We start from the raw sequence: 11,529 nt of genomic DNA on the forward strand, positions 1-11,529 counted from the left end.
CACCCGTCGTTCAACGGAAATTCCGGCCACCTGCTGAAATAAGTACATCTGAACCATGTACATTCAAACTTCTCCTATATTAAATCTGATAACGCTTCCAGTCGCTGCCTTCTTCCCCGTGGCCCTCAAAAAAGGCTAAGTCCACGGGCAAGATTTAATTTAACTAACTTTATGACATAATTGTGTTTGACATATGCAGCAGCAAGCGGAAGAATCGAATAACTTAATGAAGTCCATGCAGGAAATATTGCCCGGCGATCAGTTAGATGAGAGTCATATTTTCAATCTCTTACCGTCAGCAGTTTGTGTATGCGACATGTCTGGAGTTATCAGAAAGTATAATGAACAGGCTGCGGAACTATGGGGACGACGGCCTGTTCCGGGTGACATCCATGAACGTTTCTGTGGGTCTTACAAGTTATATTATCCTGACGGCAGCTCGTTGCCCCACAATGAAACTACCGTAGCGGCATGCCTGAAAGATGGTATGCCAAGAAGGGACCAGGAGCTGATAATAGAACGGCCAGATCATTCCCGTGTATATGTAAGAGCAAATATAGTCCCCGTCAGGGATGCAAATGGTACTCAGACCGGCGTGATCAATTGCTTTTATGATATCACAAAGCAGAAGGAAACAGAAAGAACTTTAAGGAACAAAACAATGGAGCTGCAGGATTATGTGGATAATGCGGTCATTGGCCTGCACTGGGTAGATGCCAACGGCATCATAAAGTGGGCGAATAAAGCAGAATTGCAGATGCTCGGTTACACCGCAGAGGAATATATCGGTCAGCACATTTCAAAGTTTCACCTTCACCGGATAAAGATCGACGATATCCTTACCCGGCTGAGCCGTAATGAGACGTTGTGCCAATACGAATCTGAACTGATTTGTAAGGATGGAAGTATCAAAACTGTTTATATCAATTCCAGTGTTTTCTGGGACGACGGCAAGTTCGTACATACCCGTTGCTTTACAGTGGATATAACAGCTCAAAAGCAGCTCTTTGATGCGTTGGAAAAAAGCGAAGCACGTTACCGGGAATTAGTACAACGTTTACAGGCGCCATTATATACCACTGATGCAGACGGACGCATTCAGTTGTACAACCAGGCTGCCGCAGATCTGTGGGGGCGGGAGCCAGAGGTCGGTAAAACGCTCTGGTGTGGCTCTTATAAAATTATGAACACTGACGGTTCACCACTTCCGCTCGATAGTTGCCCAATGGCAGTATGTTTAAAGGAACAACGCCCAGTATATGGAGAACAGATACTCGTAATCCGGCCGGACGGGGCCGTGCGTCACGTGGCACCACATCCTCAGCCCATCTTTGACAGCGCAGGAAAAATAACCGGAGCCATCAACCTGTTACTTGATATCACAGATATAAAACGAGCAGAAAATGCACTGCGGGAAAGCGAAGCGAGATACCGTACGCTCAATGCTTCACTTGAAGAAATGGTGGCAGCGAAAACAATGGATCTGCAGGAGAAAACAGCAGAGCTGAGAAAAAGTGAAGAGCGCTACCATAAAATGGTGGAGGAAGTGGAAGATTATGCCATTATTTTACTTGACCGGAATGGTATCGTACAGAACTGGAATAAAGGAGCAGAAAAGATAAAGGGATATAGTGAAGAAGAAATCGTAGGCAAAAACTTCAGCATTTTTTACATCGAACAGGATCAGAAACGGGAACTTCCAGCCATACTGCTGAATGAAGCTGCAGAAAAAGGAAAAACGCTTCACGAAGGCTGGAGACGCAGGAAAAACGGCGACCTTTTCTGGGCAAGTGTTGTACTGACCGCCCTGCATGACGAAGAAAACAATATTATAGGATTTTCAAAAGTAACACGTGATCTTACTGAGAGGAAACTGGCGGAAGACAAAATGAGGGATTATTTGTCCCAGCTTGAATTTCAGAATAAGGAACTGGAGCAGTTCAGCTATGCCGCCTCACATGATATGAAGGAACCTTTGCGCAAGATCCATTTCTATAGTGACTTCATCGCTAATAATCTTCACAATCAGCTGGATGATAAATCAAGAGACTATCTGAACCGTTCAATCCTCGCCGCAAACAGGATGAAACAGCTGATCGACGATCTGTTGACATATTCGAGGACCACTTCCAACAGTGACGGCTATGAAGAAGTGAACATCAACCAGGTGATTGAAGAGATAGCAATGCTGCACAAAGAAGAGTTTGAACAAAAAGGTGCATATATAGAAACAGGTACCCTGCCTGTTATAATGGCCGTTCCCTTCCAGATAAGGCAACTCCTTTTTAATCTGATCAATAATTCCATAAAATACAGGCATCCCGAAAGAAATCCCGTTATTAAAATAACGTACGAGCTGTTACAGGGATATGAAATAACCGATTTTAACGCGATAGAGACTTTTAAAGAATATTATAAGATTACGGTACAGGACAACGGAATAGGCTTTGATCCTACCCATTCACAAAAGATCTTTGAAATTTTCCAGCGTTTAAATAACGTTCCTGACACAAAAGGCTCTGGCGTGGGACTCGCCATATGTAAAAAAATTGTCCAGAATCATAAAGGGTATATCTATGCAACGGGAACGCCTAACGAAGGGGCCAGTTTCACATTATATCTGCCTAAACACTAGGCAGATTTTCTACACATGGCTACCAACCTGTATGCAATACTTTGCAGTTCCTTTAAAGTATCTGGCTTTACTATATACTCTGCAGCACCGCTACTGATACATTCCTGGATATGAGATGGTGCATTGGAGGTGCTGAGCACGATCTTGGGTATTTTATTATAACGGGTTTGATTCTTTACATAGGATAACCACTGCGAACCATTCAATTCCGGCATATTATAATCCAGAATAATAAGACAGGGTAGTTCACTATCCTGCCGGGAATTTAAATATTCCATTGCCGTAAATCCGTTGGTAAATTTGTGCAACTCGGCTTCCGGTTCCACCGTAATAATAGCTTCCTCAATTAGCTCCAGATCTTCCAGATCATCATCCGCAATCAGGATTTTATAGCTCATGATCCTATGTTATTCTATGGTTAATTGTGAACGGCAACTTTCAGATATGCAAAGATATTTATTAAACGAAAACAATGATACAATAGCGCCCGGAAACTTACAGATGCCGACTATACTTAAAGTCTCTTCAAGATAAGCCTCCTCAGTGCTACATTTTTTCCGTGCTGGCTGAAAAAGGGCAAAACGCCATCGGCATGGCATTGGCATGAGGCTTGGTGTACATCATGTATGGCTGATAAAAAAAGAATATCCAATCGCCTGATACTATCAGAAGCAAAGGAGGCCGAATCCATGGGGGATAGCGGCAAGGCCATAACATTGTACCAGCAAGCCGTAAAAAATGACCCACTGCAGGAACAGGCTTGGCAGCGTTTGATGATATTGCATCGCAAGCAGAAGGACTATGCAGGCGAGCTGAAGATTATTAATCTTGCTTTGAAAGCTTATGAAACGCATTCCCGGGAAGTACAGCAGCAATGGCTGCAAAAAAATAAAAAAGCAGCTCCTTTGATTAAATCATTGGCAAAGAGCCTGGGATTGATGAATACCAGCGGTGTTATGATAGATCATAATCCCATACTTGACAAATGGAATCACCGAAAAGAATGGGTAAAGGCAAGGCTGAAAAAGAAAGCAAGAAATTAAAAAGCAGCACACTATTTAAGTTATTTTTGCCCCGTTTCACCTGACAACGTACACATACCTATGCCTATACCAATGCAAATCCTTTTAAATATTGCTTTATGAGGTTTAAGCTATTTACCTGGATAAAGCGATTCTGGTCTTCCCAATGGGTAGCGCCGTTTATCCTTTTTATGATTCCCGCAAGCATTTTGACTGTTTCAGCTATCCGGAACGGCCGGGAGCAGCGCGCACTATTACAAAGGGGGGTATATGTTATTGCCAGGATCACTAAACGTGGCAAACCACGCAAGGGTGTTCCTTATGCAGATGTGGTCTATGCATATAAGACAAGGCAGTATACTGCATGGGTTAATACCGAGCACTATTCCAGGCCCAGAACAGGCGACTACGTATATCTACGGATCTTGCCCGATAAGCCGGAGACGGTACGGCTGGTTGAGCACTCCCGCGTTCCCGATTGTATGGTCGCTCTTGCCAGGTACGGACAGTCATGGAATGAGCTGCCTTCATGTAATACCCCGTCCTCACAGCACCAGGTAATATTCATCCCCGCGGGTAAAGAACAGCCTTTTTTAAAAGATATATTGCAGGACAGCTCTATGCGGCCCACGGAATACATAACCGCGCACCATCTGAGTGGACAGCTGGTCACAATAAAAGGTGAAAATATAGTGGGCATCCGTTCATTCGTCAAGGGTCGTACGTCGGGAGAAGAGCTGCAGTCTTTTGAAGGCGGCAGCATTCATCATTATGTGCTCAGGGCAGATTCCGTTAACGCTACTTTTTTCAGGACATATACATCTTCCGGGAAGATATGGCATGAGGAGGGCACACCCATCATCCATAGAGAGGTCAGAAGCTTCAGGGATGGCAGCGTGGAGATCAAATTAGTTGTCGCAGACCGTATCTTCAGAGATATGGTGATTAGTTGTTCAGTAGGAGAAGAGAAATATACGGAAACAAAACTGGCAGATGACAGTACATACTGGCCCTACAGGGTGTGCCATATTACTGTTAACGTATCCAGGAAGCAGGCCAGAGAACTGATATTGGAGGTACAATGTGAGGATAAATATACTGAGGAACAGGCCGTATTCAGAGACACATTAACCCTGGCAGCGTATTCCCGCCACCGTTAACCCATGTGGATAGTAATGCGTCTCAGCCAGCAATTGCCCGATGTAAACGAAATATGTAGACATTTTGTAGACACCTTGTAATGTGGATGTAGTAAGTGTGTAGTCGTTAAAAAATACAGCAATCCAGGCTGTCAACATATTTTTGAAGAATCTTGTTCGGGAATAAATCTGAACAAGAAAATAAGAAATGATCAGAAAGATTAAACAATTAGCGAGCCCGTTACTCGTATTATTTCTTACTACTTGCACTGTTAAGGCGCAGACCTCCCCGTCATTACTACTGATATATGACGACTATTCCGGCAAAAGATCAGGCCTCACCTATTGGAAAAATGGCGAAATAATCCAACTAATAGATAGTAAAGCAGAGGCGGGAGCATTAGCAATTACTGTATCCGGCAATGATGAGTACGTAGCCGGTTATCAAAATAATACGGCTGGAGAGTCTGTTGCCACTTATTGGAAAAACGGGAAGGCTGTTACACTTACGGATGGCCAAACTTATGCAAAGGCAAATGGCATTAGTGCGTCCGGCCCGGACGTACATGTAATTGGAAATAATGGCAGGCAGGCCATGTATTGGAAAAATGGAACGGCCTCCTCGTTTGGTGAAGACACCAAATTATCTGCCATTGCAATCAGCGGAACCGATGTTTATATAGCCGGTTACCGGGCAAATGATCAGGGAGAAAATGTTGCCACCTGCTGGAAAAATGGGAACGCATCAGCGCTGACAGACGGGAAAAGGAGTGCAGAAGCCCATGCTGTCGCCATATCCGGCAGTGATGTTTATGTGGCGGGTTTTACAGTTAATGCAGATGGGAAGGAAACTGCGATGTATTGGAAAAATGGGGCGCCCGTCATCCTTCCGGATGGTTGCAGGGCGAACGCCATAGCTGTATTCGATAATGATATATATGTAGGTGGAATTGACAGAGATGAAGCAGGCGCTAATGTCGTTGTTTACTGGAAGAATGGGCATGCCATCAGGCTAACCAGTGGCAAAGAAGCAGCAGGTGCCGGAGTAAAGGCCATCGCTGTCGCAGGCAATGACGTCTATCTGGCCGGCTACCTTGATGGCAAAGCTACATATTGGAAGAATGGAAAGCCCGTAATTCTGGATGATATAACAGGCCAGGTCACCGGGATGGTGGTTAGATAAACGCGCTATTCGTCCTCCTCCTCCTCGTCATCATCTTCATCATCCATGTCTTCAGTAGATAAATAAAACCAGTCTATATCTAAATGGTCTAACATATTATTAAACCGGTCGCGGTCATTAGTACCGATAAAAATACCGGAACAGTTTTGGTCTTTGTCAAATGATAGGCTAATCATTTCGGCATAGTCCCTGGTATAGATCCGTTGGGAGCTACTTGAAATATCTTCCAACTCCTGCCAGTTATCTTTGATATAATTAACCACTTCCGGTCCAACTGCATCCAGGCAGTTGCCATTGAACAGCAATCCGCCTAAAACGCCATTATACACGGCTAACATTAATAAACATGCTTCTAATGGGAACTCCAGATGCCAATCAGGATTCGCTTCATCATTAGAATAGTTACCATATACAGGCGGATCCGGAAGTAACAAATCCTCCTTTTTTATACCCCAGGAAACCACGCCCTGGTTTTCTTCATAAAACATCAGATATCCGTCTTGTGAAACCCATACCTTTTCATGCCGTAACAATCTATTGTAAGCATAGTTAAGCGCTTCATGACTCCCAAGAGTAAGGTAGTACTTTCGCAATGTAACAGGCAGTTCAATATTCAACCGCTTTTCCAACGCAATTATCTCGCTTTCTTCTAATCCGAAGTTTTCATTTTCGGGGATTCCGTACAGATGTCTGATCTTTTCAAAGTAATTCATAGGTAATGGTTAAATCATTAGTGATAAATCTTCGGCATGGTATCTTCTGCTTTTCATCTTGCCATTTACTTCAAGCAGATAAACGTATTTGCTGTCATTTGAATGCCAGTAGTAGTCCTTTATCACTCCAAATTCTAAAAAGCCTTTAGAGTTTACAGTTTTAACTTTTTCATTTATAAAATATTCTGGCTTTCTGGATTCCTTAACAATTATTTGCTTCAGTCTTATTGATACACCACTATTGATTGCAAGTTTTATATAGTCATCCTCACAACCAATTATGAGATTTACTGGTTGCTCTAACTGATCCAGGCTTTCCAAATCGTCGGGATGCACATAAGTGTTTAATGCCTTTTGCCTTAATTCCGTCAAAGGTATTGTTGCCCATTTGTCGATAAGATTTTCCATGCTTCAGATGAAGGTAGTGTTCGTCGCCAAAAATAAGCAGAAATTCTTACAGGAACAGGGATACTTAATGGGGCATTTCTTGTAACTGTACCTCTAACCAAATCACACAAGATCTAACTGTTTTATGGCATTAGATAAAAACAAGCGTTCGCTTTGGAAATATTCTCATTGACATAGCGCTTTCTGTACAAATCGAGGCAGGCTTTTACCCAGAGATAACATAGTAATAAAAATTACTATGTTACAACAATGTTAGCATTTATTTTATTCATAGGAAGTTCAGGGTTTGTAGTACATAAGAGTGTAGAATTTAATGAGAAATCCGGTGCTGTTTTCGGTGCAGCGATAGCACTTTTTTTGATCATTACGAAGCTTTCAGACCGAGCAGCGAAGAAAAAATAACAGAAAGTAATTTCCAGGAGGATTGCGAATACGCATTGCAGGAATATGTTGACCACACACCGTCCGACAATCTCATTGTGACTATTGAAGAAGAATTAGGTTTTAAGCTACCTACCTCTTACATTGAATTAATGAAGTTGCATAATGGCGGAGTCCCTAAAAAAACTTCTTTGCCAACCAGCAAGGAAAACTTAATTCATTATTCGCACTCGTCGCAGAACTAACGGGGCACTTTATACAAAAAACCCGACTTCTATTCGAAGCCGGGCTTTTGTGATCCCGCTGGGACTCGAACCCAGGACCCATACATTAAAAGTGTATTGCTCTACCAACTGAGCTACGGAATCATTCCCTCTTTTTGTGATTGGGAGTGCAAAGATAGGAATTATATATTCCCTTCCAAATATTTTTTAGAAAAATTTTCATCCCTTGCTAAAACGTACTTTAAACTTCACTGCCGGGTCTGTATCTTCCTTCGGATTGAACACATGCAGGAGATAATATTTCCCCTGTACCCAATCCTGCACAGCGTTGTCATAGAACGGACTACCCGGGTTACCGCTCTGACCACCAGGATAGATGCCATAGGCCACTGTCTTCCCTGTCAGCTCCACCACCATTTTCCATGAAGGCCCATGCAGTTGCTTGGTCGCATTCACAATATGACGACCACCTCCTGTACGCAGGTTCATAGCGCTGAACGGAATAATGGACCGTGTCAGGTGACGGATGTTCGTACCACGGAAACGGCCAAACTCTAATTTATGATCTTTGTCCAGCACTTTCGCGCTGTCGGCCGCAAAGGCGAAAGCAGTCAGTATTGTCTGAGAGAGCGTTTCTTTTTCCGGTGTATGGATATTGTCGATGAACTTCATGGAAGAATCCCGGATAAGCCAGAGTAAGGTAGTCTTTTCCCATGGCTGCTGCAACGGAGTCTTCTCACGGACGATATCATCATCCCAGATAGCAGATTGTAATTTATCCCAGAAAATGTTGAAGATAGTAGCTGCCTTACTATCCGGACTACTCTGCAGATTCCATTTGTCCAGCAGTTCCCAGTACGTCCGCTGCTCAGCTGTGAGCAGAGACACCGGCATATGAGATCTGATCATCGGAAGTGCGGCACGGGCAAAAGGATTCAGGAAATCATTCTGCAGGTCCATCATCTGCTGTATGGTGATCTGGCTGTCTGCCGCAAGCACCTCGTTGATACGTTTGCCACGGAAAAGATCGAAGTCGGCTACATAGCGATAAGGATAGGTACTGTCTGTCGGATGCTGGTTAGCAGAGCTGACAAATCCACGCGCTGGATTCAGTATATGCGGATTCTCCTGCTGTGGTACATATCCCTGCCATGCAAAAGTGCTGTCACTTCCCGGCATGATCCATTTACCCTCGTCCTTAAAGCGCAAAGGGAACTGCCCGTTATGCCAGAGTGCTATTTCGCCTGTTTTAGCGGCAAATGCGAAGTTCTGTGCGGGACAGGTGTAATATTTTAAAGCAGCTAAATAATCGTTGTAATTATGTGCTTTATTCAACTCCAGGAAGGTCCTGATCTCATTGGAAGGATCCAGTGCTTTCCAGCGCATGGCGAGGAACTGATGGCCGGTAGCTGTATCAGGAAATACATTGTCATACACCACAGGTCCCCATACCGTATAAGCCACCGTATCATAGTACGGTTTCTCCCCTTTCACATTGATCTTCTCTATGCGCAGGTCTGCATTGCGGTAAGCGCCGTTGAACAGGTATTGTTGTTTACCATTACGGAACTGCATCAGGTAGAAATCTTTCACATCCTCCGCCGCATTGGTCACACCCCATGCAATATGATCATTAAAACCAATGATGACACCTGGAGCGCCAGGTAATGTTGCGCCGTAAACATTCATCTCAGGTGTATGGATCTGTGCTTCATACCAAAGGGAAGGCAGGCTCAGTCCCAGATGAGGGTCATTAGCCAGAATAGGCGCGCCGGAACGCGTCTTCGAACCTGCTACCGCCCAGTTATTACTCCCATTATCAGGGTCAGGTTTATCTTCCTTGAAATGCAGCACTACCCCTGCCGCTTTCAGGATACTATCCGGAGGTGTGCTAACCTTTACACTCGGCGCAGGATATTGTGTACCCGACGGAATGATCGGATCAATACTATCTCCAAAATCCGGATACATCTTAGCAAAATCTTCCTTGCTGAAAAGCTGACGGGCATTGGTATACACCAGGTCATTAGCCCCTCCCGCCAGATCTGCTGCCATCATCTTCAGCAACAGCGCTGAGTTCAGCGGCGTCCATTTCTCTGGTTTATAATTCAGCAGTTTATATTCCAGTGGAAGTGTTGCTTTCGTAAGCGTGCTGATATAAGCATTAACACCATCAGCATAAGCATTGATGGCAGCCCCGGCTACCGGGTCACTTTCCATCGCTTTCAGCGCCTGTTCTGCTCCGTACAGCATGCCCAAACGGCGCTGCTGCCTGTCATAGTTAATCATTTTGCTTCCCAGGATCTCTGACAAACGGCCTGCCGCAGCAAACGACTGCAGCTCCATCTGCCACAGACGGTCACGGGCATGCATATATCCCTGTACGTAGTAAGCATCTGTAGTATTCTCTGCAAAAATATGAGGTACCATTCTGTCATCCAGCCAAACCTCTACCTTCCCTTTCAGGCCGGGAACCTGCAGGTCTTCGTTATAGTCTTTACTGATAGATGTGGCATTCTGCCAGAAGCCTTCCTGCGGACTTAACAACCTTCCTAACGGTGGTAGCGAACCCCAGGAGCGATCAAGACATACTATCAATGCAATGGTTATCACCGCGCTAACGGTAAAGGGAACAAATCTCATACGTGCTAGGTTATCTGCTAATATACGTAAAATATACCGGCGATATTATCACTACTCTACCAACGCTGTTATCAACCGGTCTACCTCCCCGATCGTATTGAAACTATGCAATACGATCCTTAAGCGTTCTTTCCCTTTGGGAACCGTGGGATGCAGGATAGGCCTTACATCCAGGCCGGCTGACTGCAAACTTGTGGCCAGACTGCGTGTAGCCTCATTTCCCGGCGTCAATACTACCTGGATGGGTGTCTCACTATACAATGTGCTAAGACCAGCCACTCCTTTCCTGAAATGAGTAATTAACGCCCTCAAATGCTCACGTGCCGAATGCATATACGGAAACAACTCATAACTGGCTACAATAGCAGCAATCGCTGTTGGAGGCAAGGCCGTGGTATAAATGAATGATCTGGAGAAATTGATCAGAAAATCACGCAGATGCGGGCTTCCCAGCACTACCGCGCCATGGCAACCTACTGCCTTACCAAAGGTATTCACGCGTGCGAAACATGCCTGCTGTAATTGCAGATGTTGCACCAGGCCCTCTCCTCTTGCTCCCACTACACCCGTAGCATGCGCTTCATCCACGATCAGATGCGCTCCGTACTGTTCACACATCGCTGCTATCTCTTTCAGGGGCGCCATATCTCCATCCATAGAATAGACAGATTCAACCGCTACAAAGATATTGCCGGTAGCATGCTGCAGCTTTTTCCCCAGATCGTCCACGTCGTTATGTAAAAAAGAGAAAGCCTGCGCCTTCGATAGCCGGATGCCATCTCTGATAGAGGCATGGATCAGCTGATCGTAAATAATCGTATCTCCCTTCTGTGGTACAGCAGAAAACAAGCCCAGGTTCGCATCATAACCGGAATTATAGATCAGTCCCGCCCCACTCTGATGAAAAGTGGCCAGCATACTTTCCGCCTCTTCTATCCAGGCATAATTCCCCGCCAGTAAACGGGAGCCGGTACTTCCATGCATATACGGTCTTGCCTGCAGCAGAGTATGTACGCCTTCCTGCATGGCAGCGCTATGCGCCAACCCCAGGTAATCATTCGAACAGAAGTCAACAGCACCCGGAGCCGGGAGCCTCAGCTGCCGGAATGCGTGCTGCTCCTGGCGCTGCGCCAATTGCTTTAAAAGAAAATCTTCTTTCATCTCCCAAAGCTAAGTAACTT

10 protein-coding genes and 1 tRNA gene are annotated in these 11,529 nt (G+C 44.9%); 5 read left to right on the top strand and 6 right to left on the bottom strand.

Annotated features, from left to right (window positions below; all coding sequences use genetic code 11):
- The first annotated feature begins 193 nt into the window (after positions 1-193).
- A complete protein-coding gene (locus tag L3C95_RS30850) occupies positions 194-2,635 on the top strand; it encodes a PAS domain S-box protein (protein ID WP_236394332.1) in 2,442 nt (813 codons plus the stop codon).
- Here the strand turns inward: L3C95_RS30850 and L3C95_RS30855 are convergent.
- A complete protein-coding gene (locus tag L3C95_RS30855) occupies positions 2,632-3,033 on the bottom strand; it encodes a response regulator (protein ID WP_236394333.1) in 402 nt (133 codons plus the stop codon). The genes L3C95_RS30850 and L3C95_RS30855 overlap by 4 nt on opposite strands.
- A 228-nt stretch (positions 3,034-3,261) precedes the next feature.
- Between L3C95_RS30855 and L3C95_RS30860 the strand changes: the two genes are divergently transcribed.
- The 3 genes from L3C95_RS30860 to L3C95_RS30870 all read left to right on the top strand — a co-directional run bounded on the left by L3C95_RS30860 (position 3,262) and on the right by L3C95_RS30870 (position 5,979).
- Entirely contained in the window at positions 3,262-3,678 is a 417-nt protein-coding gene (locus L3C95_RS30860) for a bacterial transcriptional activator domain-containing protein (RefSeq protein ID WP_236394334.1), read from the top strand.
- 98 nt (positions 3,679-3,776) lie between these two features.
- The gene (locus tag L3C95_RS30865) at positions 3,777-4,817 is read left to right on the top strand and encodes a hypothetical protein (protein WP_236394335.1); all 1,041 of its coding nucleotides are present in this window, start codon (positions 3,777-3,779) and stop codon (positions 4,815-4,817) included.
- 187 nt (positions 4,818-5,004) lie between these two features.
- Positions 5,005-5,979, top strand: a complete 975-nt coding sequence (locus L3C95_RS30870) for a hypothetical protein (protein WP_236394337.1) — start codon at positions 5,005-5,007, stop codon at positions 5,977-5,979.
- 5 nt (positions 5,980-5,984) lie between these two features.
- Here L3C95_RS30870 and L3C95_RS30875 read toward each other — a convergent pair whose 3' ends face one another.
- A complete protein-coding gene (locus tag L3C95_RS30875) occupies positions 5,985-6,692 on the bottom strand; it encodes a hypothetical protein (RefSeq protein ID WP_236394338.1) in 708 nt (235 codons plus the stop codon).
- A gap of 9 nt (positions 6,693-6,701) precedes the next feature.
- Positions 6,702-7,100, bottom strand: a complete 399-nt coding sequence (locus tag L3C95_RS30880) for a hypothetical protein (RefSeq protein WP_236394341.1) — start codon at positions 7,098-7,100, stop codon at positions 6,702-6,704.
- A gap of 437 nt (positions 7,101-7,537) precedes the next feature.
- Between L3C95_RS30880 and L3C95_RS30885 the strand changes: the two genes are divergently transcribed.
- Positions 7,538-7,726, top strand: coding sequence for an SMI1/KNR4 family protein (locus tag L3C95_RS30885; protein ID WP_262915994.1), 189 nt, complete (start codon positions 7,538-7,540; stop codon positions 7,724-7,726).
- A 50-nt stretch (positions 7,727-7,776) separates the two neighbouring features.
- Here the strand turns inward: L3C95_RS30885 and L3C95_RS30890 are convergent.
- From L3C95_RS30890 to L3C95_RS30900, 3 genes are all read right to left on the bottom strand, one after another.
- Positions 7,777-7,849, bottom strand: a tRNA-Lys gene (locus tag L3C95_RS30890).
- Between the two features lie 75 nt (positions 7,850-7,924).
- Positions 7,925-10,348: a penicillin acylase family protein gene (locus L3C95_RS30895; protein ID WP_236394345.1), complete on the bottom strand. Its 2,424-nt coding sequence runs from the start codon at positions 10,346-10,348 to the stop codon at positions 7,925-7,927.
- A gap of 51 nt (positions 10,349-10,399) precedes the next feature.
- Positions 10,400-11,509 (bottom strand): aminotransferase class I/II-fold pyridoxal phosphate-dependent enzyme, encoded by a 1,110-nt coding sequence (locus tag L3C95_RS30900; RefSeq protein ID WP_236394347.1) that lies wholly within the window; start codon positions 11,507-11,509, stop codon positions 10,400-10,402.
- Positions 11,510-11,529: the final 20 nt, after the last annotated feature.

Origin of the sequence: Chitinophaga filiformis (assembly GCF_021646545.1) — a bacterium.
Taxonomy (GTDB): Bacteria; Bacteroidota; Bacteroidia; order Chitinophagales; family Chitinophagaceae; genus Chitinophaga; species Chitinophaga filiformis_A.